This window comes from Mesorhizobium sp. ORS 3428 (assembly GCF_001854785.1).
GTDB lineage: Bacteria > Pseudomonadota > Alphaproteobacteria > Rhizobiales > Rhizobiaceae > Mesorhizobium.
Genome location: NZ_MDFL01000114.1, coordinates 105,458 through 131,788 on the forward strand (window position 1 = coordinate 105,458; position 26,331 = coordinate 131,788).

Here is a 26,331-nt window from a genome sequence, read left to right on the forward strand (position 1 = left end):
TTGACGGTTCGTCCCAGCGGCCTGTTCGCTTATTGATAACGGCATGGATATTTCGACACTTCTGCAGTCGCTGCCCTTGCTGGTGATGTTGGTGAAATCGGCGCTGCCTGCTGCAGTCGGCGCTGGCATGGGACTCGGTCAGTGGCTGGCGGCGCTGCCGCCCTGCCGCAATCTCACCTTCGAGAACGCCACCTATCTTGTCTGCGAGACCGATCCGCAGCTTTTTTCGATCGAGCTGTTCTGGAAGAACAAGGACGGCGAGCTCTATCGCTCGCTGCACAATCTCCKCACTGCCGAACAGGCCACCGGGCGCACCATGCTCTTCGGCATCAATGCCGGAATGTACCATCCGGACCTCGCGCCGGTCGGGCTTTATGTCGAGCAGGGAAGGCAGGTCACGCCGGCAAAGACCGGGCCGGGGACAGGCAATTTCTCCATGCTRCCCAACGGCATCTTCTATCTCAGCGGCGGCAAGGCGGGCGTTCGCGCGACGAAGGATTATCTCAAGCGCCGGCCGCGGGTGGACTACGCGACTCAGTCCGGCCCGATGCTGGTCATCGAGGGCAGGCTGCATCCGAAATTCCAGGCCGACAGCCCATCGCGAAAAATCCGCGACGGCGTCGGCGTGCGCGCCGACGGCGTCGCAGTCTTTGCCATCTCGAACGATGTCGTGACCTTCCACGAATTCGCCCGCCTGTTCCGCCACAAGCTCGGCTGCCCGAACGCACTCTTCCTCGATGGCTCGATCTCGAGCCTCTATGCGCCGGCCATCGGCCGCAACGACGATTTCGGGAATCTCGGGCCGATGATCGGGGTGTTCAGGCGGGGCAGGTAGAAAGCGCCCGTCGACAACGGGCAGAGGGCTGCATCGACAAGGGCATCGCGGCGCTGACAGCGCCGCGGTGCCTTCGTTTTTGTTTAGTTGGACGCATCCTGGATCGCGGACAGCAGCCACGGCCCGCCGGCCTCGCGGGTGAAGGTCCACAATTCGGTCGCTTCGACCGGATTGTTCGGATCGCCCTTTTCGACGGCGCCCGTCTGGCGGTTGCGCATGACATCGATGGCCGACCAGCGCATTGCCGCCGTGGCGTAGTCGCGAGAGCCCTCTTGCCACGCCTCCGCGATGTCGCCTTCCAGCAGCTCGATATTTGTCACGTCGTTCTTGAGGCCATGGGTCGCGTTGTCCGCCAGCTCCTCCGAAAGGTAGGAAACCATCTCGGGGGTCGCCAGCCGCCGCAATCCTTGGTGATCCTCGCGACTGAACGCGGCCTGCACGTCGCCAAGGATACGTTCGAATGCGTCCCGGTCGGTATCGGTGACGCCGATTTCGTCAGCGCCGGATGBGCCGGCCGCGCTCCGGCTCGCGGCGCTGGATGGGTAGCTGGTTTGGGTGCCTCCCCAGCCTTGCTGGCCGAAGGGGAAGAAGCCGGAGCTTCTCATATTGGCCGGCGCGGCGCTGTCGCGGCTGAAAAACCGCATCGCCAACATGATGAGGCCGCCGATCAGCAGCAGCTGGAAGATGAAGCTGAAGCCGCCGCCGATGCCGCCAAATCCATGGCCGAGCATCATGYCGAACAGGCCATTGAAGAGCAGCCCACCGACCAGCCCGCCGACAAAGCCTCCACCGAAGCCATTCCAGAATCCCGGGCGCATCTGGCCGGGAAACGACTGCGATGGCGGTATCGACTGGGTGGTGTTGGTGTTCGGCGTCATCGAGCGCCTTACGGGCGCGGTATAGGGCGCGGTGTTCGTCGGGGCCGGGGCCTGGAAGGTCCTGCTGCCGCGGCTGCCGAAACTGYCGCCCATGCGCGCCTCCGCGGGGCCGATAGTCGCGCTTCCAAGCGCCATCAGCAGGATCAGGAAGATCGACGCGACTTTGATCGTCTGTGACTTTGACATTGATGACAATCCCTGGGGTAGACAGTGTTTCATCGTGAGCCCCCTATATGGGGTGCGAAGCGGCACAGTTTAGCCCCTGTCTCTCAGGTCATTGCTTCGGGCCGCGCTCCTGGCCTTTTTCGATCTGGCCGCGGCCTCCCGGATTCACAGCGGCGCGCCGGCCGCRAATCGCTGCCGGACCAAAGGTAAATTTTGAYTCAAACTTTGTTGGTAATTTCTCATTAGCAATGGGGCTTCCGGCGGCGTGGTTCCTGCCTTCGGTCTGTTTTGTATTGCGTACAGGTCAAGATGYGGATTTCTGGCGTCGTCAGTTTCGTGCTCGCAGCGCTTTGCCTTGCCGGCTGCTCGTCGACGTCGGGCGTCGATGCCTTGCAGATGCCGTCCAGCGAGACGACGAGCTCGGTCGTCAGGCCGAGCGCGCCCGTGGCGAAGGCTGCCAAGACCGCCGACAGCGAGGCAACCGTCGAGACCGTGTCGATGATCGGCTCCGCGCGCATCAGGCCGCCGGCGCCGCTGCCCGGAGGCAACGACGAGAATTCGCGTCCTTTCGGCCTTGCCGAGGAAGAGACGGTGGCRTTCCCGGCGACCAACCTGCCGGACAGCGTCGAGCCGCCGGTTGAGGAGGCTGCACTCGTCTCGCCGCCGAAGCGGCTGTCGCGCGCCGCACCCGCTATGCTGGCGAGCCCCGTGACGCGCTATGYCTTCCGCGATGCCAAGCCGATCAATTTCGGCCGCTCGTCGCCGCGGCACCTTGCCGTGCACGGCGTCGACGTCTCGCGCTGGCAGGGCGACATCAACTGGGAAAAGCTGCGCGCCCAGGGTGCCAACTTCGCCTATATCAAGGCGACGGACGGCGGCGACCATCTCGACCCGATGTTCACGAGGAACTGGCGCGGCGCCGACGCCGCCGGGCTGAAGCGCGGCGCCTACCATTTCTTCTACTGGTGCCGCACCGCCGGCGAGCAGGCCGACTGGTTCATCCGTAACGTGCCGAAGGTCGAGGGCGCGCTGCCGCCGGTTATCGATGTCGAGTGGAACGGCGATTCCTCCTGCAAGCGGCGGCCCTCGCGCGAAAAAGTGCTGGAGAAGATGCAGGTGTTCATGGACAAGCTGGAGCGCCATTACGGCCAGCGACCCATCATCTACACCAGCCCCGACTTCTACCGCGACAACCTGCGCGGCGCCTTTCTCGACTATCCCTTCTGGCTGCGCGCGGTGGCGGCCCACCCGTCAAAGGTCTATCCGGGCCGCAAGTGGCTGTTCTGGCAGTATTCCGGCTCCGGCCTGTCGCATGGGGTGAGGGGTCGCATCGACCTCAACGTCTTCCACGGCGACGAGCGGCAGTGGCGTGCCTGGCTGGGCGGTGGCGGGCAGATGGTCGCCGAGGCGGATTAGGGCGCGTCCAGCGGTCTCAGACGCTCATGGCTGGCGCGATGCGCCACGCCACGATCTCACCGCCGGCGGCTGAGCCGGCGGTCCCTTGAGGCCAACAGGACGTACGCAGGTCCATGCGCGCCGCAACCCGCCGGCGCCGCGGAACGATCGGGCGCGGCATTCGTTGGATTATCGATCAGGGACGTCGTGAGGCGAGAGCCAGACGCTCTCCGAAAAATCGGGCGAATGGCTGAAGCCCACGTTTCGTCCATCCGGAAGGAAGAGAGGCTTGGCTGTGGCCGACGCCTGTCTATAGGGCATTGCGAGGTGCGGGCATTGGGGCGTCCAAATGCGGAAGGGACCAACATGCCACTTACACTGACCAGTCCGGCGTTCGCCGACGGCGATCCCATCCCCGAACGTTTTACCCGCGATGGTGAAAATGTTTCTCCGCCTCTGAAATGGTCCGGGATCCCTGACGGGACCAAGAGCCTGGTTCTCGTCGTGGACGACCCCGACGCGCCACGCGGCACGTTCGGCCACTGGGCGGTTTTCAACCTTTCGCCCGACGTCGAGCAACTTGCCGAAGGGGAAGATGGGAAGCCCGGAACCGAAGCGCTCCAGCAGGGGAAGAACGACTTCGGCAACGCCTCCTACGATGGCCCGGACCCGCCGGCCGGGCACGGAGTTCACCACTACCATTTCCGGCTGGCAGCTCTCGATGTGCCGAGTCTCGGCATTCCCGGCCAGGCCGGCGTCAAGGAAATCTGGAAGGAGGCCCGGCGCCACGCGATCGAGGCGGCGGAACTTGTGGGCACATACGAACATGCCGCCTGAGTGGCGAAGGTGTTTTCCGTTAGGCAGCGCGGCCGCATCACTCCGGAGCCCGCAATGAATCCAGACCCGAACAATCCCGAACCGATGCYGGGCGATCCCAATCCCGAGCCTTCCCGGCCTCCAGCTCCRCCGGAAAAACCTCCCGGAGAGCCGCCGGGCGTTCCTCCGCCTTCACCCGATCCCATCCCGGGTCCGGGGCGAGGACCTCCTGATATTCCGCCGGACGCGCCACCCGAGGTCCCGCCGGAGGAGCCGACATTTCCCAGGCCGACGGCAGAAGAGTTCCGTGCGTAGTAGCGGCATCATGGTGTGTCGCCCACGAAACGGATTCGAGTGATGCGCTCTAAGCCCTTGTTTTGATGCATGTCGTTCACCCAAAGCCGCTGCAGACCTTGGGTGACATGCATTCATTTCTTGGACGGAAAACCACTACGCGCTTGGAATTGCGCTAGCCGCTTCATTCGATCATGCGGACGACCTGCTCCATGTCCCGCGGCTCGATGYCGAGCTCCCGCAGCCCCGGCATGCCGCCTGTCGTCACGTTGTCTTGGCGCATGAGATCGACCTGGGTGCGCGTGAAAGGGGGCGTCGGGAGAAATTCCGCCGCTCCCGCCAGGGCGCTCCAGGCGGTGAAAGGCATGGGCACCAGGATTGGGTGAACGCCGAACCTTCGGGCGATTTCGCGAACCAGCTCCTCGTAACGCAAAATACGAGGGCCGCCGACCTCGAACGTAGGCACGTCCTGGATAGGAGCGGCGAGCAACCGGCTCACCGCTTCGGCGACGTCGCCGACATAGACGGGCTGAAGCCGCGTAGCCCCCCGGCCGAACAGGGGATAGACGGGCAGCAGCCGGACCAGCCGAGCAAGCGTGGTGAGAAGCGCGTCGCCGGGCCCGACCATGACGGTCGAGCGCAGGACAATCGCGTTAGGAAACGAGTTTCTGATCGCGTCTTCTCCGCGCCCGCGTGCCTTCATATAGGTCGAACTGGATCGCGGATCCGCGCCTATTCCCGAAATCTGGACGAACCTTTCGACCCCGGCTTGCCGCGCGGCTCTCGCCAAATCGGCTGCCGCCGTCACGTGCACCCTCTCGAACGTCAAGCTGTCATGCTCGACATAGAGGCTGACCGCATTCACCACCGCATCCGATCCGGCAATTGCGGGACCGATCGATGATCTGTCCAGAATATCAGCGTTGACCAGTTCGGGCGCTTTCGCTTCCGAGCCGGCCGCTGCCATGGCTCGCCGCGCATGACGGGATACCGCCCGCACTTCAAAGCCCTTGTCCAGGAGCCGCTCGACGATCCTGCGGCCGAGGAACCCGGTCCCGCCGAACACAGCAACCTTCATCGAAGCTCCTCGCGCGTCGCGTCTAAAGCGCGTCGCGATCTTTCAGTCGCTCTATGCGCTTTAGATTTCTGGTTTGACGCATGTCTTTGTCTCGAAACCGGTTCCCACCTTCGGGAGACATGCTTTAAGGCGCGCCCGCCACGGCGCCGACGATCGCCGTGGCGAGTGCCAGCAGGTCGATATCCCCGTTTGCGGTAAGCCGATCTCCGTCCAATGCGATCCGCAGTTTCGAAGGATCGGATTCCGATTGACGCTCAAGCTCGGAGACGATGGCCTCGCTAACCTTCTCTTCCATCATTGTCTTTGCTCCGTCGGCCTGTCCAAATCAGATCGCTGGAACCCATTTCCAGAACACGCCTTCCATCCTCTCGGGATAGTATTTGAATTCACATTCGAACCGTCGTCCGTAACGGGCGGCGGCAGCAAGCGCTGCCTCGCTKACGGGCCGCATGCCCGTTCCCGGCGCGAACCAATCCTCCAGCAGATCGTCGGGCACGTAGGCGCCGATCCTCAGCGGCAGTTGTTGCAGGACGACGTCCATTTCCTTCGGCGGCACCGCGTTCATTCCGCTCCCGCTCCTCGCTGACGCGGTGAATTCGAAGTTCCTGCGATTCAAGAATTCCGAAAACCACACTAGTGAACTGCGTTCTCGGTCTCGAGTTCCATGAGAACCGGCAGGCACGCTACTTCCCTTCTCCCCTTGTGGGAGAAGGTGGCCGCGAAGCGGCCGGATGAGGGGTGTTCCAGCTTGGCGCCGACCTTCGCCAGCGACAGGATCGCCAAAGTCTCACTCCGCTGGAACACCCCTCATCCGTCTCGGCGCTAACGCGCCGATCCACCTTCTCCCACAAGGGGAGAAGGAAAGGGCGCGCATCCTACGCCTGCACGTATTTCGCCAGGGTAGGCGCGAAGGCCTTCTCGTAGAAGAGCTTGYTCTTGTCGAGGTCGCTCACTTCTATGGTGATGTGATCGATCATGGCGATTTTGTCGATCGCAGAGTCAACGCCGATGGACTAACTACACAACGCCCTCGAGGGTGAATGGATCGATCTATTGTCTCAACCGTATGGAAAAGATTGGGGTTATCCCGGCCCTCTCATCAGAGAAAAATTTCCACCGAGCGCTTGCTGACGGAAAATCTATCCCAGCCTTATTGCTCAAATCGTGAGCGCTATTGCAGCGTTCAACAATAWAATCTGGAGCCATCAGGCATTTAGCAAATATGTCTGCCTGTCGTTCGTTGTCTCTGTACAGAGGTATGTCGCGGATCCTTACTTCAATATCAGAATTTACCTTTGATGTGTATTTGAAAGAGGAATGCGCCGTTCTGTCTCTATAATCGCTGTGAAGAACTGCGTGGCCCAATTCATGGGCTAATTGCACCCTAGCCCAACCGTCGCCGTTGTAAGCGTCGTCATAGAGGGCCTCTGATACATATATAACTCTAATGCTTAGATCGGTAAACGCAATTGACAACTCTTTGTCACAGCTCGCCCCCAAGAGCTTCATCATATGGTCAGAGGTAACTACTGCGAATGAAAACCCTGGGGCAAAGAACTCAAGTTTAAACTCGACAATATCCAATATATCTATATTCTCAACAAACCCTTTATTGATATACCTCCAAATCGCTGTAAGTCGCTCGGTCTCCCTTTTAATACTTAGATCGCTAAGCTTCGGGCCGTAAAATCGGAGCGCGTTCATGGACAGCCCCTCAGTCTTGGTTCTGGTTTGCGGCTATGATCGGGTTGCCTCGTACATCCGTGCAAAATTGATTTCTGTCGATTTTCAATTTTGATTTCGCTGCAGCTTCAAATTCTGGTGTGGGCTCGCCTCCTCGCTCGACATAGGAGACTAGGGCGAGTCTCACCCCAAAGGCGGTTGCTATGTCCCGTAGGCTTAAGCCTTTTTCGGTCCGGGCTCGTCTCACCGCAGCTCCGTATTCCGCATCATCGAAGTACCGCATTAGGGGAACTCCACGACTAGACCTCGAATCACCTTAAAATTGTAACGATTTGCCGGAGGAAATCTACGGAAAAATCAACATAATGTTTTGCGGCGATCGCAAGAAACAACATATGGTGGCCAATGGCCTTGCAAATCTTTGGCCAGTGGCTGGCCGTGGCAATGCGGCCAGCCAAGGTTTCTCGACCCTAAGAGTTACTTTCTGCGGGGTGGCTCATTCTTGGTGTCGCCGTAGCCAGGCTTGGGAATTCGCTCAACAGTTGTTGTGCTGGGGCGGCGCTCGGCCTCCTTAACAGGAATGAATCGGCCACTCTTTGAGCTACGTCCGATGTCGAATGTTTTGCGGTCGCTGGTACTCATATCGTTTCTTTCTTTGAAAACGCCGTAGCTACCTCGACTTGGAGAACCGACTCCCCATATAATGGACCTTGCTACAGGAGATGGGATTTCGATCTCGTCGCCCCGCGTGAGCTACAGCTTCTTCGCGGTATCCAGGGCCGATCCGAGAGGATCGGCCTTGGCGTTTCAGGCGCACTCACGCTATTCTGATTTTCTCCTTTTGTTCTTTTCTCTATTTCGGCCCGATCTTACGACCGGGCCGATCATGTTACGTTTTAGCGGCTCAGATTTTCTCAGCTGCACCCGCTCGTCGCACCACAAGTATCGCACTTCTCGCAGGTGCCGTTCCGCACCATGGTGAAGTTGTGGCACTCCGAGCATTCGTTGCCGGTGTAGCCTTGCAGCAGCGACTGCTGGCGGCGGGTGGCTGCGAGCTTCTTTGCCTCGGCGGCTTCGTTGGCGGCGGCGTCGGTGAAGAGCGCTTCGGCGCCGCCGGCGGCCTCGGCTTCCTCTTCCACCATCTCCTCGGCCAGTTCCCTGGCGCGCTCCTCATAGTCGCGCTTGTAGGCGATCGCCTCGTCGCTTGCCGGCTTCAGCGTCAACACGTTGGAGCCCGAGAAGGCGGTGGGCGCGGCGCGGGCAGGGGCCGGCGTCGAGCCTGAGCCGCCGAAGCCCTTGGGGTCGCCGCCCATGCCGGTCACCAGCTTCACCGGCGAGGCGCCGCGATAGAGGCCCTTGGAGAAGGGCGTCGCCTTGCCTTCGGTGATGCCGCGGCCGAGCGCGGTCTTGTCGAAGTCCGACTGGTCGACATGCGCGAGGTCGTGGCGGCCGAGATAGGAGACGGCAAGCTCGCGGAACACGTAGTCGAGGATCGACGTCGCGTTCTTGATGGCGTCGTTGCCCTGCACCATGCCGGCCGGCTCGAACTTGGTGAAGGTGAAGGCCTCGACATATTCGTCGAGCGGCACGCCATATTGCAGGCCGAGCGAAATCGCGATGGCGAAGTTGTTCATCATCGCGCGGAAGGCGGCACCTTCCTTGTGCATGTCGATGAAGATCTCGCCGAGGCGGCCGTCGTCGAACTCGCCGGTGCGCAAATACACCTTGTGGCCGCCGACGACGGCCTTCTGCGTGTAGCCCTTGCGGCGGTTCGGCAGCTTCTCGCGGTCGCGGTAGAGACGCTCCACCACGCGCTCGACGATCTTTTCCGTCACCTGCACGGCGCGCTGCGCGGCAGGCGCGGCGATCAGCTGCTCGACCGCCTCGTCCTCATCCTCGTCGTCATCGGCGAGCAGCGAGGCGTTGAGAGGCTGCGAAAGCTTCGAGCCGTCGCGATAGAGCGCGTTGGCTTTCAGCGCCAGCTTCCAGGACAGCATGTAGGCGTTCTTGGCGTCCTCGACCGTCGCCTCGTTCGGCATGTTGATGGTCTTGGAGATGGCGCCAGAGATGAAGGGCTGCGCCGCGGYCATCATCAGGATGTGGCTCTGGATCGACAGCGAGCGCTTGCCGATCTTGCCGCAGGGGCTAGCGCAGTCGAACACCGAAAGATGTTCGGYCTTGAGGAAAGGCGCCCCTTCCAGGGTCATGGCACCGCAGACATGGATGTTGGCGGCGTCGATCTCCTTCCTGGTGAAGCCCAGCGCCGGCAGCATCTCGAAGGAGAAGTCGGAGAGCTGCTCGTCGGTGAAGCCGAGCGTCTCCTTCACCCAGTCGGCGCCCAGCGTCCACTGGTTGAACACGAACTTGATGTCGAAGGCCGACTTCAGCGCCGCGTTGAGCGCCGCGATCTTCTCATCGGTGAAGCCCTTGGCCTTCAGCGTGGTCGRGTTGATGCCAGGTGCCTGGTTGAGGTTGCCGTGGCCGACCGCATAGGCCTCGATCTCGGCGATCTGGCTTTCGGAATACCCCAGCGTGCGCAGCGCCTCCGGCACGGCGCGGTTGATGATCTTGAAGTAGCCGCCGCCGGCGAGCTTCTTGAACTTGACCAGCGCGAAGTCGGGCTCGATGCCGGTGGTGTCGCAGTCCATGACCAGGCCGATCGTGCCGGTCGGCGCGATCACGGTCGCCTGCGCGTTGCGGTAGCCGTGCTCCTCGCCGAGCTCGATGGCGCGGTCCCAGGCGGTGCGGGCATGCGCGGCCAGTTCCTGCTGCTTGAGGTCGGACGCGACCAGYGGCACCGGGTTGACGGCGAGCTTCTCGTAGCCGTCCTTGTCGCCGTAGGCAGCGCGGCGGTGGTTGCRCATGACGCGCAGCATGTTCTGGGCGTTGCGGTCGTAATCCGGGAAGGCACCGAGCTCGGCGGCCATCTCGGCCGAGGTCGAGTAGGCAACGCCGGTCATGATCGCGGTAAGCGCGGCGCAGATCGCGCGGCCCTCGTCGGAGTCATAGGGAATGCCCGAGGTCATCAGGAGGCCGCCGATATTGGCGTAGCCGAGGCCGAGCGTGCGGTAGTCGTAGGAAAGCTTGGCGATCTCCTTCGACGGGAACTGCGCCATCATCACTGAGATTTCGAGCACGATGGTCCACAGCCGAACGGTGTGCTCGTAGGCCGCGATGTCGATCGTGCCGTCCTCCTTGCGGTAGGGCAGCAGGTTGATCGAGGCGAGGTTGCAGGCCGTGTCGTCGAGGAACATGTATTCCGAGCACGGGTTGGAGGCCCGGATCGCACCGGCGGAGGCGCAGGTGTGCCAGTCGTTCATCGTCGTGTTGAAGTGCAGGCCGGGGTCGGCCGACGCCCAGGCGGCGTAGCCGATCTTTTCCCACAGATCGCGCGCCTTCAGCGTCTTCACCACCTTGCCGTCCTTGCGGGCGGTGAGCTGCCAGTCGCCATCCGCTTCCACGGCGCGCAGGAAATTGTCCTTCAGCGACACCGAGTTGTTGGAGTTCTGGCCGGAGACGGTGAGATAGGCGTCCGAATCCCAGTCGGTGTCGTAGGTCTTGAACGACATCGAGGTGTAGCCCTGGCGGGCGAACTGGATGACGCGGTAGATGTAGTTCTCCGGCACGGCGTCCTTCTTGGCCGCCTTGATCTCGCGCTTCAGCGCGGTGTTGAGCGCCGGGTCGAAGCAATCGTCGCCATTGCCTTCGCAATTGACGCAGGCCTTCATGATCGCCTCGAGATGCTTCTTGACGATCTTCGAGCCGGTCACCAGCGAGGCAACCTTCTGCTCTTCATTGACCTTCCAGTCGATGAATTCCTCGATGTCGGGATGGTCGGCGTCGACGATGACCATCTTGGCGGCGCGGCGCGTCGTGCCGCCCGACTTGATGGCGCCGGCAGCGCGGTCGCCGATCTTGAGGAAGCTCATCAGGCCGGACGAGCGGCCCCCGCCGGAAAGCTTTTCGCCTTCCCCGCGCAGCATCGAGAAGTTCGAGCCCGTGCCGGAGCCGTATTTGAACAGGCGCGCCTCACGCACCCACAGGTCCATGATGCCGCCCTCGTTGACGAGGTCGTCCTGCACGCTCTGGATGAAGCAGGCATGCGGCTGCGGATGCTCGTAGGCGGACTTCGACTTGGTCAGCTTGCCGGTGAAGGGGTCGACATAGAAATGACCCTGGCTCGGGCCGTCGATGCCGTAGGCCCAATGCAGGCCGGTGTTGAACCATTGCGGCGAGTTCGGCGCGACGCGCTGCGTGGCCAGCATATAGGCGAGCTCGTCGCGGAAGGCTCGCGCGTCTTCCTCGGACTTGAAGTAGCCGCCCTTCCAGCCCCAATAGGTCCAGGTGCCGGAAAGCCGGTCGAAGACCTGGCGGGCATCGGTCTCCGAGCCATAGCGCTCAGCCTCGGGGAGCTTGGCAAGCTCGGCCTCGTCGGCAACCGAACGCCACAGGAAGGAGGGGACGTCATTCTCCTCGACCTTCTTCAGGCGCGCCGGCACGCCGGCCTTGCGGAAATATTTCTGCGCCAGGATGTCGGCCGCGACCTGGCTGAACTGAGCCGGCACATCGATGTTGTCGAGGCGGAACACCACCGAGCCGTCGGGGTTCTTGATCTCCGACAGCGCCTTGCGGAATTCGATCTCCGCATAGGCCGCCCTTTCTTGACCTGCTTGGCCTGGCTTGGTGAAGCGACGCTCGATGCGCATTGGTCCGGTCCCTTTTGTCTATATATAGCGCTTTTCCCCAGGGATTGCTGCCCCAAAGGCTAGAGCGCGGTCCGCCGTTTGCCGGCATTGCGAGCGATGCCGGYATTCTCCTCGTCGCAGGTGCCGGCATGCAGACGGCAAAACGCCTTGCCGGGCATTTGCCCGGGCTGCAKACCGACCCCTGCGGGTCTCTCAACTGAAACTTTGGTCGATTCCCTCGATCGAGGGGGGTTCACACTATCTAGGGTCGAGCCTGCCTGCAAACGCTAAATATAGTGTTAACAGATCATTTTTTCCAGGCCGACAATTCTCCCTTTCGCCCACCCAAGCCCCAACATTCCCAACGCTTCCGCCGGCCTTCTGGCAGGCGGAAATGCGGGCAAAACGCACAAAATCCGGGAAAAAAGACCGGCCTCAGAACTCTCCGGTCACGCCCGCAACAGGAGCGCATGGCCTATAAAAAGCGACTCGTTCTGACCCGTCAAGGATTCGTTTTTGTAGGTTTTGTGACCGCAATATGTTGTGTGTCACAGATGTGGATAACGGGGACAGAAAGGTCCCTCGGAAAGCCCGATTCTAGCGGCCGTCGCCGGCAGGGTCGCCGCGATGCCGAGGCATGTCCGACGAGCGGCTTTTCATTTTAGCTGGCTTGCACTATCTCTTGCGGTTGCGCGGGGGCGTGTCTTGTCAAGCCTGAAAGCATTCGCTACGCCCCGCTCATGACAGTCACCGTCCGTTTCGCCCMATCACCGACCGGCCGCATCCATATCGGCAATGCGCGCACCGCATTGTTCAACTGGCTGTTCGCCATGAACAACAAGGGCCGCTACATCCAGCGCTTCGACGACACCGACATTGCCCGTTCGAAGCAGGAATTTTCGGACGCCATCCTCTACGACCTGCATTGGCTTGGCATTTTCCCGGACGCCACCGAATACCAGTCGCGGCGCATCGAGATCTACGATGCRGCCGTGGAGCGGCTGAAGGCGGCGCGCTTGCTCTATGCCTGCTACGAAACGCCGGAAGAACTCGATCTGCGCCGCAAGGTGCGCCGCACGCGTGGCCTGCCGCCGGTCTATGGCCGCGAGGCGCTGACGCTGACGCCGGAGCAGGTGGCCGAGTACGAGTCCGACGGGCGCCGGCCGCACTGGCGCTTTCTTCTGCCGAACTTCACCAGCGACCCGCTGCAGCCGGAACGCACCGAAGTGCACTGGAACGACCTGGTACGCGGCGAGGAGACCGTCGATCTCGCCTCGCTGTCCGACCCCGTGCTGGTGCGCGAGGACGGCACCTATCTCTACACGCTGCCTTCCGTGGTCGACGACATCGAGATGGGCGTCACCCATGTCATCCGTGGCGACGACCACGTCACCAATACCGGCGTGCAGATCGCCTTGTTCCAGGCGCTGGAAGCGGAGCCTCCCGTCTTCGGCCACCACAATCTCCTGACCACGGGGTCCGGCGAGGGGCTGTCGAAGCGCACTGGCGCATTGTCGATCGAAAGCCTGCGCGATGACGGCATCGAGCCGATGGCCGTCGCATCGCTCGCGGTGCTGGTCGGCACCTCGGAAAATGTCACGGCGGCGCACGATCTCAGCGAGCTTGCCAGCCGTTTCGACCCGGCCGCGACGTCCAAGTCTGCCGCCAAGTTCGATCAGGATGAGCTCTTCGTGCTCAACCGGACGCTGATGCATCATATGCCCTTCGAGGAGGCGCGCGACCGGCTGACGGTGCTCGGCATTTCCGGCGACAAGGCCGAGCCCTTCTGGCTGGCTGTGCGCGGCAATATCGACCGCTTGTCCGACGCGGCCGCGTGGTGGCGAATCCTGAGCGACGGTCCGCCGGAGCCGGCGGAATTTTCCGGCGACGATCGCACATTCCTCCACCAGGCTTTCGACCTCCTGCCGGAAGAGCCCTGGAACGGCACCGTCTGGAAGGACTGGACCGGCAAGATCAAGGAGGCGACCGGCCGCAAAGGCAAGCCGCTGTTCATGCCACTGAGGCTCGCCCTTACGGGGCGGACTTCGGGGCCGGAGCTTTCAGATCTATTGCCGCTGATGGGTCGGGAAGGAACGCTGGCCCGACGACCCTGACCTTGCGCTGTTCCGGCGGCAATGCCGAAACCGGTGACACCGGTGCCTTGTCGGTCAAACGCCTGATCGCCTCGCGATCGAGCCCGCCCTGGGCATTGGCGAGCGTTTCGGGATCGGCACCGGGATCGGGCCTGGAGGGAGGCACCGGGATGATTGGCGCCGCCGCGCTGTCCGGCTGCAACTGTTCCGGATTGGGCGGATTGCCGGCGATGATCGAGAAATTGCCGGCCTTGGCGTTGCAGCCGCAGGCTGGCGGCCGCGAGTAGTTGGCCTGTTTGTAGAGATAGGCGGTCGGCAGCTCGCTGTAGGGCCGGCCGGTCGCAGACGAGGTCATCGAGCCCGCATCGTCGTCCATGCCGCGCGTGTAGAAGACCTGCATCTCGGTGCCGGGGCAGCTCGATTCGCAATTCTTCTGGTCGCGCTCGAAATCTCCGTAGGAGGCGGCGTTCGACATCGGAAAGAAATAGCCGTCGCAGGTTCGCACGCAGACCGTGCGGAATTCGTCGTCCGGCAGGTCCATGCCGCCGGGCTGGTTGATGACGCGCCGGATGTTGCGCACGCTGGGATCGTCCGGCGGGATGTCGGGTCCCTCAGGCGCAGCGAGCGTGTCGATCTCCTGGTCGCCGTGGCCGAAAAGCTGCTCGAACAGATTGCCGCCGCCATTGCTGGGGCCAGCCTCCTCGATCGGTGCGCGCCGGGGTGCGATCTCGTCGCCGCGGCAACCATTGGCGTCGAGCGCCGCGAGGATGCGGCTGCGGTCGCGCCGGGTGCCGCCGCTCGAAAGCCGCTCGCGCTTGGCCAGCAAGGCGTCGAGATTGGCGTTCATGCGCTGGATCGAAGCATTGATCCCTGCGCATTCGCTGACATTGCGCGAGAACAGCGCGAAGCCGCAATTGGCGTCGTTGGCGCGGTCATGCGCCTTCGCCAATTGCTCGCGCTGGCGCGCGATGGCGTCGTCATATTTGCGGATCAGGCCCGGCTCGCCGCCACCGCCACCAGCGGTGGCGAGTTCGGCTTCCAGCTGGCGGCATATGCGGGAGGCTGCCTGAGGCTCGGTCACGGCGACGGCCGACGCGGCGAGCGCCGCGAGCAGCGCCGCAAGATGGGTCAGCTTCAGATCGACGCCTTTCATTCGCCTGAAACCCCGATTGCCTCTGGCCGGAAGGCTACCGCACTCGTGGTTAACTGATCCTTAGTCTGCAACCTGAGGTTATCGCACTCGCACGCGTTAGTTTAGCTCAAATCCGCGATCGCCTGCGCCTTGTGCGCCGCTTCCACCACTGCCAGCGCCGTCATGTTGACGACGCCGCGCGAGGTCACCGACGTTGTCAGGATGTGCGCCGGCTGATCGGTGCCGAGCAGGATCGGCCCGACATGCAGCGCATCCATCATGGCGCGCAGCGCCGTCAGCGTGATGTTCGCCGAATCGAGGTTCGGGAACACCAGGAGATTGGCTTCGCCCTTGAGCCGCGAGTGCGGATAGACGCGCTGGCGCAAATGTTCTGAGAGCGCGGTATCGGCATGCATCTCACCGTCGCATTRCAGGTCGGGCGCGATGCGCGCCAGGATCGCCGCGGCTTGTCGCATCTTGAGCGCGCTCGGCGCGTCGCGCGAACCGAAATCCGAGAACGAGAGCAGGGCGGCCTTGGGTTCGATGCCGAAACGCCTGATTTCCTCGGCGGCCAGGACGGTCATTTCGGCGATCTCCTCAGCCGTCGGATCGACCGTGACATGGGTATCGGTGAGGAAGATGATGCCGCGCTGGGAGATCAGCATCGAAAGTGTCGAGAGATCCCGGTCTTTGATGCCGGCGCGCGCTCCGATAATCAGGTTCACATTGCGCAGATGCCGCTCGAAGCGGCCTTCGAGTCCGCAAATCATCGCATCCGCGTCGCCGCGCTTCAGCGCCAGCGCCGCGATCACCGTATTGTTGGTGCGCACCATGGTGCGGGCGGCTTCCGTCGTGATACCGCGCCGGCCGGCGAGCTCGATCAGCAGATCGACGTAGTGGCGGTAACGCGGATCGTCTTCCGGGTTGATCAGGCCGAAATCGACGCCCGGCCGGATGCGCAGCCCGTAGCGCTTCAGCCTGACCTCGACGACATGCGGGCGGCCGATCAGGATCGGCTCGGCAATGCCTTCCTCCAGCACCACCTGCGCGGCGCGCAGCACGCGTTCGTCCTCGCCGTCGGCATAGATGACGCGCTTGGCGCTGGAGGCCTTGGCCGAGGAGAACACCGGCTTCATCACCAGGCCGGAGCGGAAGACGAAGCGGTTGAGCTTGTCGATATAGGCGGAGAAATCGGCGATCGGCCGTGTCGCCACGCCGGTCTCGCAAGCAGCCTTCGCCACCGCCGGCGCGATGCGCAGGATGAGGCGCGGATCGAAAGGCGAGGGGATCAGGAAATCAGGGCCGAAAACCGGCGTCTCGCCGGAATAGGCGCGCGCCGCGACGTCGGAAGGCTCCTCGCGCGCAAGGGCAGCGATTGCCCTCACCGCAGCCATCTTCATCTCCTCGTTGATGGCGCTGGCACCGCAGTCCAGCGCGCCGCGGAAGATGTAAGGAAAGCAGAGCACGTTGTTGACTTGATTGGGAAAATCCGATCGCCCGGTGCAGATCATGGCATCCGGCCGAGCGGCGCGCGCCACTTCCGGCATGATCTCGGGCGTCGGGTTGGCGAGCGCCAGGATCAGCGGTTTCGGCGCCATGTGCTGCAGCAACTCGGGCTTCAGCACACCGGCGGCGGAGAGGCCGAGGAAGACATCTGCGCCCGGGATGACGTCAGCCAGCGTGCGCGCTTCCGTGTCCTTCACATAAGGGTCTTTCCAGCGATCCATCTCCTCGACGCGGCCCTTGTAGGCGACGCCGAAGCGGTCGGTGACCCAGATGTTCTCGACCTTGGCACCGAGCGAAACCAAAAGGTTGAGGCAGGCGAGCGCCGCAGCACCCGCGCCCGAAGTGACGATCTTGATGTCGGAGATCGTCTTGCCGGCGAATTCGAGCCCATTGAGCACCGCCGCGGCAACGATGATCGCCGTGCCATGCTGGTCGTCATGGAAGACCGGAATGCCCATGCGGGCCTTCAGCCGCTCCTCGACCTCAAAGCATTCAGGCGCCTTGATGTCCTCGAGGTTGATGCCGCCGAAGGTCGGTTCCAGCGCCGCGACCGTCTCGACCATGCGCTCGATCTCCGGCGCGTCGATCTCGATGTCGAAGACGTCGATGCCGGCGAACTTCTTGAACAGCACCGCCTTACCTTCCATCACCGGCTTGGACGCGAGCGGGCCGATATTGCCGAGCCCCAGCACGGCCGAGCCGTTGGAGACGACGCCGACGAGATTGGCGCGCCCCGTGTAGTCGGCGGCGGTCACCGGATCGTCGCGGATTTCGAGGCAGGGGGCTGCGACGCCCGGCGAATAGGCAAGTGCCAGGTCGCGCTGGTTTCCGAGTGGCTTGGTGGCCTGGATCTCGAGCTTTCCGGGAGTCGGATGCTTGTGGAAGAAGAGCGCAGCCTCATCGAGGTCCGACCGGGCCGCTTTCTTGATCTCGCCGTCCATCGCGGCCCTCCCTCTGCTTCTGATTTCGAGCCTTTTAGAGCAATTCCAGGAAAAGTGTGAAACGCTTTTCCGTCCGCAATTGCGTCAAGACAAAGCGCTAGGGTGGTTTGCCGTTTCCCTGAAACGGTGAACCGCTCTAGCATGCCCCGACGATTCTTCGCGACGCCAAACGTTGCCCCCGGCCTTCACAATGACGAAGCGAAGATAATCAATCCATTTCAGCCCGTTGGCGCGAAAGCTTGCGGCAGATTTGAGGCGCGTCAGAACGCGCTGACGTAGAGACCGCCGTCGACCGGGATGTTCTGGCCGGTCAGATAACCGGCATGGACCGAACAGAGGAAGGCGCAGATCTGGCCGAATTCTTCCGGCGTGCCGAGGCGCTTCGCCGGCACATCGGCGCTGATGCGGGCCTTGCGCGCGGCGGCTGCCGCAGGCTCTTCCGGCGTGCCGGCCTCATGCGGGCCACGCAGCCGGTCGGTGTCGAGCTTGCCGGGCAGGAGGCTGTTGATGGTGACGTTGCGGTCGATCACCGTGCGCGCCACGCCGGCCAGGAAAGAGGTCAGGCCGGCGCGCGCTCCCGACGACAGGTCGAGCCCGGGGATCGGCACATAAACCGACAATGAGGTGATGTTGACGATGCGGCCGAAGCCGCGCTTGGCCATGCCGTCGATCACCGCCTGGATCAGTTCGATCGGCGTCACCATGTTCTGCGTCACGCCTTCGAGGATCTTGGTGCGGTCGAGCTCGCGGAAATCGCGCAGAGGCGGCCCGCCATTGTTGTTGACCAGGATGTCGGGCTCCGGGCAGGCGGCGAGCATCGCTTTCTGCACCTCCGGCTTCGAGACGTCGCCGGCCACTTCGATCACCTTGACGCCGAACTTCTCACGGATCTCCGCAGCGGTCTTCGCCAGGAGCTCGGCGTTGCGGCCGTTGACGACAAGCTCGACGCCGGCTTCGGCCAGCGCGATGGCGCAGCCGCGCCCCAGTCCCTTGCTCGAGGCGCAGACGATGGCCTTCTTTCCGCGAATGCCGAGATCCATGGTGATTTCTCCCTTTTTCGAGGGCGGCAAGCTAGCGCTTGGGCTGGACTAACCGCAACCGTCATACGGTTGTTGCATGAATCGAGGCATAGGCACGCGAAAGCAAAGGGTGAAATCGCGATGTCAGGCCCAGAGCCCCGCACTTTCCGCACCATGTTCATTTCTGACGTGCATCTCGGCTCGAAGGCGGCCAAGGCCGATTTCCTGATCGATTTCCTGCGCTATCACGACGCCGATACCATTTATCTGGTCGGCGATATCGTCGACGGCTGGCGCCTGCGGCGCACCTGGCATTGGCCGCAAAGCCATAATGACGTGGTGCAGAAACTGTTGCGCAAGGCGCGCAAGGGCGCCTCGATCACCTACATCGCCGGCAACCATGACGAATTCGCCCGCCAGTTCCAGGGCGTACATTTCGGCGGCATCGTCGTGGCCGACCGCGCCATCCATGAGACCGCCGACGGCAGGCGGCTGCTCGTCATCCATGGCGACCAGTTCGATACGGTGGTGCACAACCAGCGCTGGCTCGCCTATCTCGGCGACTATGCCTATGACGCGGCGATGCTGGTCAACCGCGTCGTGACCAAGCTGCGCCACTTGCTCGGACTGCCTTACTGGTCCTTTTCGTCCTGGGCCAAGGTCAAGGTCAAGAAGGCAGTGAACTTCATCGGTTCGTTCCAGACGGTGCTTTCCGAGGAAGCACGGCGCTCGCATGTCGACGGCGTGGTCTGCGGCCACATCCATCATGCCGCGATCGAAAACTATGGCGACGTCGAGTACATCAACACCGGCGACTGGGTGGAGAGCTGTACCGCGGTGGTCGAGCATTTCGACGGCCGCATGGAGATCCTGACCTGGGCGCATGTGCTGCCGGAGGTCCCGGCCAGCAAGGATGTGCTGGTGCCCGTCGACATTGTCGATCTCAAGGGCAGGGCGGCCAAGGCTGCCTGAGCCCGTTGCCGCTTCCCAAGGACGTGGATCTGCTGGCCTATTACCAAGCCTGAGCCGCAACGAAAGCTGCCCGAGGCGCGGCCATGCCTCAGGCTTGAGATACCTTTTCCTTCAACAGCTTTAGCTTGATCGATTGGTCCAGGCAGTTCCGCCGCGCTTTGTCGCATGATAGGGATCGAAATGCGATGCAGGTCGTCGAATGCAGCGCAATTGGATCGATTCATGTCGCTGCCGCCGCTTTCTCCTGAGCAACTCGTCAAGCCGAGCCATTTCGAACTGCGCATGAGCCTGATCTTCGCGACATTGTTCGTGTCGCTGGGCACGCATCTGCCCTATTTCCCGCTCTGGCTGCAGGCGAAAGGTTTTCATGCCGAACAAATCGCCGTCATCCTGGCGGCACCGATGTTCCTGCGTGTCGTGACGACGCCGATGCTCACCGCGCTTGCCGACCGGGCGAAGGACCGCGCCAATGTCTATATCGCGCTGGTCGCGGCATCAATGATCATTTCGGCCGGCTACTTCCTGCCGGCCACCTACGCAAACGTACTTGGCGTGTCGCTGGTGTTGACGATCGTGTGGACACCGCATTCGCCGCTGGCCGATTCGCTGGCGCTGTCGGGCGTACGTCGCTTCGGCTCCAATTACCCCGCCATGCGCAAATGGGGCTCGATCTCCTATCTCTGCGCCAATGTGGTGGGCGGTTTCATCCTCGCGGTGACCGGAGCCAAGGCTGTGCCGGTGATTATATTCGCGGCCCTTGCCGCGGCACTTGTCGCCGCCCTCCTTGCGCCGCGCATGGGCAAGCCCCGCAGGGCGTCGCCGCTGTCGGCGGCCGACATCCAGCATTCGGCCCCGAGCCTCCTCAACGCCTATTTCCTCTATTTCACGCTCGGCGTCGGCATCATCACCGCCAGCCACGCCTTCCTCTACGGCTTTGTGTCGATCTACTGGAAGTCGATCGGCATCAGCGATTCCGTCGTTGGTCTGCTGTGGGCTTGGGGCGTGGTGTCAGAAGTCTGTATGTTCTTGTTCTTCAACCGCATTTTCGCCTCCGTTTCCGTCGTCAGGGTGATGGTGATTGCAGGCATCGGCTCGATCGTGCGCTGGATCGCCTTTCCGCTGGTCTGGCCGCTTGGGCTTGGCGTCGCCGGCTTTTTCGGCGTCCAGACGCTCCACGCGGTGTCGGTGGCGATGGTATTGATCGGCCTGCAGAAGATGATCGGCGAAACGGTCTCGGAAGAGCGCACGGGTGCCGCGCAAGGCATCGCCTACTTCTTCAACGGCTTCTTCATGGCGGCGGTGACGCTCGCCTCCGGCCCGCTCTACGACCGTCTTGGCGCCGACGGGTTTCTCGCCATGATTCCGATTGCGGTTATCGGCCTGGTGCTGATTGGGCTTGCCGCGCGTTCAGCCCCACAGCGCAGGGTCAGGGGGTGACACCAGCGATCCGCGGTAGACCAGACCGGGCTCGCGGTCGCGAGCCAGCAGCAGCGGCCCGTCGAGATCGACGAAATCGGCTCCTTGAGCCAAAAGCACGGCCGGCGCCATGGCCAGTGACGTGCCGACCATGCAGCCGACCATGATGCCGAAGCCCAGGTCGCGGGCGCGTTCGCGAAGCCTGAGCGCTTCGGTCAGGCCGCCCGTCTTGTCCAGCTTGATGTTGACCGCGTCATAGAGGCCGGCCAGCGCGTCGAGATCCTTCGCCTCGTGCACGCTTTCATCGGCGCAGATCGGCACCGGATGCGCGATTTCTCGCAGGATGCCGTCGCGGCCGGCGGGAAGCGGCTGCTCGATGAGCGCAATGCCGTGCTCCGCGGCGAAGGCGAGATTGGCTTCAATGTTGTCGTCGGTCCAACCCTCATTGGCATCGAGGATGATTCGGCTTTGCGGCGCGGCTTGCGTCACCGCGCGAATCCTCGCCATGTCGTTTTCACCGCCGATCTTGACCTTGAGCAGCGGCCGCGAGGCATTGGCGCGGGCCTGCGCCGCCATCGCCTCCGGTTCTGCGAGCGACAGCGTGTAGGCGGTTTCCAGGGCCTTTGGCGAAACAGCGCCCATTGCATCCGCTGCCGTCCGGCCGCTCAGTTTTGCCTCCAGATCCCACAGGGCACAGTCGATCGCGTTGCGCGCTGCGCCGGCCGGCATCGCAGCAAGCAAGGCGGTGCGATCGATCCCGCTCGCGATTCGCTGGCGCATGGCCTCGATGGCGGCGCGCACACCGTCCATGGTCTCACCGTAGCGCTTATACGGAACGCACTCGCCACGCCCGACATGCCCGTTTTCGCTGATCGTTACGGTGATGACTTCGGCCTCGGTCTTCGATCCGCGCGAGATGGTGAAGATGCCCGCAATCGGGAAACGCTCTGCCTCGACCGAAATGACACGCGCCATATTTTTCTTCTCCAGTTGTGTGAGGCCGGTATGCCGGCAAATCGACACGCCGGTCCGGTCACGCTAAACAGGGCGCCATGTTGACCAACCGCAAACGCGACGCAAGTCGCACGCCTGCCGGTGACACCAGTCACCAGCCGCGCATCGACGTCGGCGAGGAAGACGGCGTGCTCAGCTGCGTTTTCTCGGGCGTCTGGACAACGCGCACCGTGGCTTTGGTCGATGCCGACATGCGCAAGATCGAGAAGCGCGACAGCGCGAAAAGGCTGTCGCTCGATCTTTCCCACATCGAGAAGATGGATACGGCCGGCGCCTGGCTGATCGATCGCTTGGCGAGCGCCTTCGAGAAGAGGGGCGTCGAGGTCCGCGTACAGGGGCAGAGCGAGATCGCATCGATCCTGCTCGGCGCCGTCGGCGAGGCCGTGCGGCGTGAAGCCGAATCGGGGCCGGCCGGGCCGCCCAACATCATCCTGCGCGCGCTGGAGCTTGTCGGCCGCCGCGTCTATGAGATGCGCGACGATTTTCTCGCATCGATGAACATCCTCGGCGCCACCATTCGCGGCGCGCAGATGAAGCTTGGCCGCGGCCATGCAGTCAATCCGGCTGCGATCTTCAACCAGATCGACCGTATGGGCGTCGGCGCCATTCCGGTGGTGGTGCTGATGTCGGCGATCGTCGGCGCGATCGTCGCCCAGCAGGGCGCTTACCAGCTCAGCTATTTCGGCGCCGACATCTTCGTCGTCGATCTGGTCGGTGTGCTGATCCTGCGCGAGCTCGGCGTGCTGATGACGGCGATCATGCTTGCCGGCCGCTCAGGCAGCGCCATCACGGCCGAGATCGGCTCGATGAAGATGCGCGAGGAGGTCGACGCGCTGAAGGTGATCGGGCTGAACCCGATCGGGGTGCTGGTGTTTCCGCGGCTCGTCGCCCTGGTGATCGCGTTGCCATGCCTGACGATCATCGCCAATTTCGCGGCGCTCGGCGGCGGCATCGTTGCCGCCTGGCTGTACTCGGATATTACGCCCGTGTCTTTCCTTGACCGGCTGCGCGTCGCAATCGACCTCAGCACCATCTTCGCCGGGCTGATCAAGGCACCGTTCATGGCCATGACCATCGGCATCATCGCATCCGTCGAAGGCATGAAGGTCGGCGGCAGCGCCGAATCGCTCGGCCTGCACGTGACCGCCTCGGTGGTGAAGTCGATCTTTGTCGTCATCATTCTCGACGGGCTTTTCGCCATGTTCTACGCAGCGATTCAATTCTGAGATGGCGATGGCAGACAGCACCAAGGTGAAGGCGGCGGAGGACGGCGGGGACGAGATCGTGCTCTCCGCGCGCGACATCACCGTTTCCTTCGACGACAAGGTCATCCTCGACAAGCTATCCCTGGACATCAAGCGGGGCGAGATCCTTGGCTTCGTCGGCGCCTCGGGCGCCGGCAAGTCGGTCTTGTTGCGGGCCATCCTCGGCCTGGTGCCGAAGCAATCGGGCACGATCAGGCTCTTCGGCGTGGATATCGAGAAGGCAAACGAAGCCGAACGTCTGCGCATCGACATGCGTCTTGGCGTTCTGTTCCAGCACGGCGCGCTGTTTTCGGCCCTGACGGTACTTGAAAACGTGCAGGTGCCGATGCGCGAATATCTCGACCTGCCGAAGAAGCTGATGGACGAGCTCGCCATGCTCAAGGTCGAGCTGGTCGGCCTGCCCTCGGACGCGGCGCTGAAATTCCCCTCCGAGCTGTCCGGTGGCATGATCAAGCGTGCGGCGTTGGCGCGCGCGCTGGCGCTCGATCCGGACATCGTCTTTCTCGACGAGCCGACCTCTGGCCTTGATCCGATCAGCGCCGCCGAATTCGACGAATTGGTCGTCAAGCTGCGCGATACGATGGATTTGACGGTCTACATGGTCACGCACGACCTCGACACGCTTTTCACCGCCTGCGACCACGTGGCGGTGCTCGGCAAGAAGAGGGTGCTGGTCGAAGGCACGATCGACGACATGCTGAAGAGCGAGGAGCCTTGGGTAAAATCCTATTTCCGCGGAAAACGTGCCCGGCAGCTTGATCTCGCGGCACGCGCATAGCCATAGGTGGTGGCAATGGAAACCAGAGCCAACTACGTCATTGTCGGCATCTTCACGCTGGTCGCGATCCTGGCGGCCTTCGCCTTTGTCTATTGGACGGCGGCGATTGGTGAGCGGGGCGAGACGGCCCTTCTTCGCGTGCGCATCCCGGGTTCGGCTTCCGGCCTTGGCCGCGGCAGCTTCGTGCTCTTCAACGGCGTCAGGGTGGGCGACGTCAAGCGGGTCTATATCGACGTCGACAACCCGACCGTCGCCATCGCCGACACCGAGGTCGACCGAATGACGCCGATCACCAAGTCGACGAAGGCCGATATCGGGCTGGCCGGCCTCACAGGCCAGGCCAATATCGAGCTCAAGGGCGCCAATCCCAGTGAAGTGAAGCTGCTCGACCAGGCGGAGAAGGAAGGCAAGGTCGCTGAGATCGTCGCCAATCCGTCGGCCGTGACCAACCTGTTGCAGACGGCGCAGGACATCTTCACCCGCGCCGACAAGGTGCTCTCCGAGCTCGAGGGCTTCACCAAGGATGTTCGCGCACCGCTGACGCAGACCGTCCGGAACGTTGAGACCTTCTCCGACGCGCTGGCCAGGAATTCGGACGGCATCGACAAGTTCCTGTCCGCCGTGAGTTCGCTTTCGGACCAGTTGAAGGCCGTTTCCGGCAGGCTGGACAGCACGCTGAAGGCGGCGGAAGGCCTGATAAACTCGGTCGACAAGGACCAGATCAAGAGCATCGTGGCCAATGTCGACACGGTCACCGCGAACCTGAAGGAAACCTCGAAGCAATTCGATACGGTGATCGCCAACGTCAACACGGCCGTCGGTTCGATCAACGACTTCGCCAAGCAGACGCAAGGCACGCTCGCCAAGGTCAACGGCGTGCTCGACGGCATCGACCCGAACGAAGTCCGCACGGCGCTCGCCAACATCCAGCAGGCGAGCGACAGCGCCAACAAGGCGGCTGCCGACATCGCCAAGGTCACGGACAAGATCGCCAGCCGCTCCGACGACATCAATGATACGATCAAGGATGCCCGCCAGCTGGCGCAGCGCCTCAACGATGCCTCGGTGCGCGTCGACGGCATCCTCGCCAAGGTCGACCAGCTTCTCGGATCCGGCGAGGCCAACGGCGTGATGGCCGATGCCAGGTCGACGCTGAAATCCTTCAAGCAGGTTGCCGATACGCTGAACGCCCGCCTAGGCACGATCGTCGACAACCTGTCACGCTTCTCCGGCTCGGGGCTGCAGAATGTGGAAGCGCTGGTGCAGGACAGCCGGCGCTCGATCAACCGCATCGAGGAAGCCGTGAGCGATCTAAGCCGCAATCCGCAGCGGTTCCTGACGGGCGGCGAGGGAGAGGTTCGTCAGTTTGATGGCAGGGCGCGGCGTTGACTTCGGCCGCCGCGAACGCCAAGAAGATTGCAGCTGAGAGTTGATCGTAAGATCCGGGGACAACGGGGATCGCGCGTGAAATCGGTGAGAGGGTTGAAGTCGGTTGCTGCCGGGGCGCTCCTGCTTGCGCTTGCCGGTTGCGCGGCGCTGGGAGCCAAGCCAACACCGCTCGACACGTTCGAGCTTACCGCTCCGTCGATCGAGATGCACGGCCGTAGACACCGCCAGATCCTGATCGCCCAGCCCTCGGCGCTGAAGGCGCTGGACAGCCAGAGCATTGTCATCAGGCCTTCCGATCGCTCGATCCAGTATCTCAAGGGTGCGCAATGGGCGGACCGCCTGCCGCTGATCGTTCAGGCTAGGCTCGCCGAGACCTTCCAGCGCTCCGGCAGCTTTGCCGGCGTCGGTAGGCCGGGCGAGGGGTTGGCGATCGACTATCAGATCATCGTCGAGGTCCGCTCATTCGATATCCGCGTCAATGGCGGGGAACATGCCGAAGTCGACCTTTTCGTGCGCATCCTCAACGACCGCAATGGCGAGGTGCGGGCTTCGAAGAGTTTTACCGCGAGCGCCCCGGTCTCGGGCAGCGGCAGTGCCGCTTATGTCGGCGCGCTGGACAGCGCCTTCGGACAGGCGGCCAAGGACATCGTCCGCTGGACGGACACGGTGATCTGAAGCGGCTCCATCCGGGTCGCAGAGGCCGTCGCCTCCTGAGCGAAGGGTCGGCGCTGCCCCTCATTGCCCTGCCGGGCATTTCTCCCCGTATAGAGACGGGGAGAAAGACGCTGCCATCGACGGTTTCGCCAATCGCCAACATTGACAGAAAGYCGCTGYCGCTGCGGTGATCCACCTTCTCCCCGTCACTAAACCAGGGCTATCGCATATGGGTCAGGGCGTGGATTAGATAGTCATCATTCCAGGCGCATTTCTTGATGCGATGGCTGATGGGGACTTTGTCGGCATCGGCGGCCTGGAGG

The 26,331-nt window shown here is 62.8% G+C and carries 21 protein-coding genes and 3 pseudogenes; 11 read left to right on the top strand and 13 right to left on the bottom strand.

All coding sequences use genetic code 11. The annotated features are described in order from the left end of the window. The first annotated feature begins 43 nt into the window (after positions 1-43). Positions 44-835, top strand: a complete 792-nt coding sequence (locus tag ORS3428_RS12970) for a phosphodiester glycosidase family protein (protein WP_071098230.1) — start codon at positions 44-46, stop codon at positions 833-835. 83 nt (positions 836-918) lie between these two features. Here ORS3428_RS12970 and ORS3428_RS12975 read toward each other — a convergent pair whose 3' ends face one another. Beyond that, the gene (locus ORS3428_RS12975; protein ID WP_244507953.1) at positions 919-1,965 is read right to left on the bottom strand and encodes a Tim44 domain-containing protein; all 1,047 of its coding nucleotides are present in this window, start codon (positions 1,963-1,965) and stop codon (positions 919-921) included. Between the two features lie 222 nt (positions 1,966-2,187). Between ORS3428_RS12975 and ORS3428_RS34410 the strand changes: the two are divergent. The 3 genes and pseudogenes from ORS3428_RS34410 to ORS3428_RS12985 form a co-directional block, all read left to right on the top strand. Then, a pseudogene (locus tag ORS3428_RS34410) lies at positions 2,188-2,332 on the top strand (GH25 family lysozyme); the annotation flags it as partial. Positions 2,333-2,430: 98 nt separating this feature from the next. Then, positions 2,431-3,294: pseudogene (locus ORS3428_RS12980) on the top strand (glycoside hydrolase family 25 protein); the annotation flags it as partial. Positions 3,295-3,639: 345 nt separating this feature from the next. Beyond that, a complete protein-coding gene (locus ORS3428_RS12985) occupies positions 3,640-4,110 on the top strand; it encodes a YbhB/YbcL family Raf kinase inhibitor-like protein (RefSeq protein WP_071098237.1) in 471 nt (156 codons plus the stop codon). Between the two features lie 457 nt (positions 4,111-4,567). Here ORS3428_RS12985 and ORS3428_RS12990 read toward each other — a convergent pair whose 3' ends face one another. The 8 genes and pseudogenes from ORS3428_RS12990 to ORS3428_RS13005 all read right to left on the bottom strand — a co-directional run bounded on the left by ORS3428_RS12990 (position 4,568) and on the right by ORS3428_RS13005 (position 11,850). After that, entirely contained in the window at positions 4,568-5,461 is an 894-nt protein-coding gene (locus tag ORS3428_RS12990; RefSeq protein WP_071098239.1) for a complex I NDUFA9 subunit family protein, read from the bottom strand. Between the two features lie 124 nt (positions 5,462-5,585). Continuing rightward, entirely contained in the window at positions 5,586-5,759 is a 174-nt protein-coding gene (locus ORS3428_RS33495; RefSeq protein ID WP_172833683.1) for a hypothetical protein, read from the bottom strand. Between the two features lie 27 nt (positions 5,760-5,786). Then, the gene (locus tag ORS3428_RS12995; protein WP_443136853.1) at positions 5,787-6,026 is read right to left on the bottom strand and encodes a hypothetical protein; all 240 of its coding nucleotides are present in this window, start codon (positions 6,024-6,026) and stop codon (positions 5,787-5,789) included. A 68-nt stretch (positions 6,027-6,094) separates the two neighbouring features. Beyond that, positions 6,095-6,244: a hypothetical protein gene (locus ORS3428_RS33295; RefSeq protein ID WP_157895959.1), complete on the bottom strand. Its 150-nt coding sequence runs from the start codon at positions 6,242-6,244 to the stop codon at positions 6,095-6,097. Between the two features lie 119 nt (positions 6,245-6,363). Then, a pseudogene (locus tag ORS3428_RS32440) lies at positions 6,364-6,438 on the bottom strand (VOC family protein); the annotation flags it as partial. Between the two features lie 73 nt (positions 6,439-6,511). Continuing rightward, complete coding sequence (locus tag ORS3428_RS13000; protein ID WP_071098241.1) at positions 6,512-7,165, bottom strand: ImmA/IrrE family metallo-endopeptidase; 654 nt, start codon at positions 7,163-7,165, stop codon at positions 6,512-6,514. Positions 7,166-7,175: 10 nt separating this feature from the next. Beyond that, positions 7,176-7,427: a helix-turn-helix domain-containing protein gene (locus tag ORS3428_RS34415; RefSeq protein WP_108723052.1), complete on the bottom strand. Its 252-nt coding sequence runs from the start codon at positions 7,425-7,427 to the stop codon at positions 7,176-7,178. 631 nt (positions 7,428-8,058) lie between these two features. Then, complete coding sequence (locus tag ORS3428_RS13005; RefSeq protein ID WP_071098244.1) at positions 8,059-11,850, bottom strand: vitamin B12-dependent ribonucleotide reductase; 3,792 nt, start codon at positions 11,848-11,850, stop codon at positions 8,059-8,061. Positions 11,851-12,569: 719 nt separating this feature from the next. Between ORS3428_RS13005 and ORS3428_RS13010 the strand changes: the two genes are divergently transcribed. Continuing rightward, positions 12,570-13,943, top strand: coding sequence for a glutamate--tRNA ligase (locus tag ORS3428_RS13010; RefSeq protein ID WP_071098246.1), 1,374 nt, complete (start codon positions 12,570-12,572; stop codon positions 13,941-13,943). Here the strand turns inward: ORS3428_RS13010 and ORS3428_RS13015 are convergent. The 3 genes from ORS3428_RS13015 to ORS3428_RS13025 form a co-directional block, all read right to left on the bottom strand. After that, positions 13,861-15,075 carry a DUF2865 domain-containing protein gene (locus ORS3428_RS13015; protein ID WP_071098249.1) on the bottom strand — a complete coding sequence of 405 codons (1,215 nt, stop codon included), beginning with the start codon at positions 15,073-15,075 and terminating at the stop codon, positions 13,861-13,863. The two genes, ORS3428_RS13010 and ORS3428_RS13015, sit on opposite strands and share 83 nt — an antisense overlap. Positions 15,076-15,176: 101 nt before the next feature. Then, entirely contained in the window at positions 15,177-17,501 is a 2,325-nt protein-coding gene (locus ORS3428_RS13020) for an NADP-dependent malic enzyme (protein ID WP_071098251.1), read from the bottom strand. A gap of 260 nt (positions 17,502-17,761) precedes the next feature. Beyond that, complete coding sequence (locus tag ORS3428_RS13025) at positions 17,762-18,541, bottom strand: SDR family oxidoreductase (protein ID WP_071098253.1); 780 nt, start codon at positions 18,539-18,541, stop codon at positions 17,762-17,764. 120 nt (positions 18,542-18,661) lie between these two features. On the opposite strand from ORS3428_RS13025, the gene ORS3428_RS13030 reads away from it, so the two are divergent. After that, positions 18,662-19,492, top strand: a complete 831-nt coding sequence (locus ORS3428_RS13030) for a UDP-2,3-diacylglucosamine diphosphatase (RefSeq protein ID WP_108723053.1) — start codon at positions 18,662-18,664, stop codon at positions 19,490-19,492. Between the two features lie 222 nt (positions 19,493-19,714). Then, on the top strand, positions 19,715-20,929 hold the full coding sequence (locus ORS3428_RS13035) for an MFS transporter (RefSeq protein ID WP_071098257.1): 1,215 nt from the start codon (positions 19,715-19,717) through the stop codon (positions 20,927-20,929). Here the strand turns inward: ORS3428_RS13035 and dgcA are convergent. Next, positions 20,900-21,883, bottom strand: coding sequence for an N-acetyl-D-Glu racemase DgcA (gene dgcA, locus ORS3428_RS13040; protein WP_071098259.1), 984 nt, complete (start codon positions 21,881-21,883; stop codon positions 20,900-20,902). The two genes, ORS3428_RS13035 and dgcA, sit on opposite strands and share 30 nt — an antisense overlap. Positions 21,884-21,960: 77 nt before the next feature. On the opposite strand from dgcA, the gene ORS3428_RS13045 reads away from it, so the two are divergent. The 4 genes from ORS3428_RS13045 to ORS3428_RS13060 all read left to right on the top strand — a co-directional run bounded on the left by ORS3428_RS13045 (position 21,961) and on the right by ORS3428_RS13060 (position 26,029). Beyond that, positions 21,961-23,148 carry an ABC transporter permease gene (locus ORS3428_RS13045; RefSeq protein WP_071098262.1) on the top strand — a complete coding sequence of 396 codons (1,188 nt, stop codon included), beginning with the start codon at positions 21,961-21,963 and terminating at the stop codon, positions 23,146-23,148. A gap of 7 nt (positions 23,149-23,155) precedes the next feature. Continuing rightward, the gene (locus ORS3428_RS13050; protein WP_071098296.1) at positions 23,156-23,965 is read left to right on the top strand and encodes an ABC transporter ATP-binding protein; all 810 of its coding nucleotides are present in this window, start codon (positions 23,156-23,158) and stop codon (positions 23,963-23,965) included. Between the two features lie 15 nt (positions 23,966-23,980). Further along, on the top strand, positions 23,981-25,354 hold the full coding sequence (locus ORS3428_RS13055) for an MlaD family protein (protein WP_071098264.1): 1,374 nt from the start codon (positions 23,981-23,983) through the stop codon (positions 25,352-25,354). A gap of 75 nt (positions 25,355-25,429) precedes the next feature. Further along, positions 25,430-26,029 (top strand): ABC-type transport auxiliary lipoprotein family protein, encoded by a 600-nt coding sequence (locus ORS3428_RS13060; RefSeq protein ID WP_071098267.1) that lies wholly within the window; start codon positions 25,430-25,432, stop codon positions 26,027-26,029. Positions 26,030-26,331: the final 302 nt, after the last annotated feature.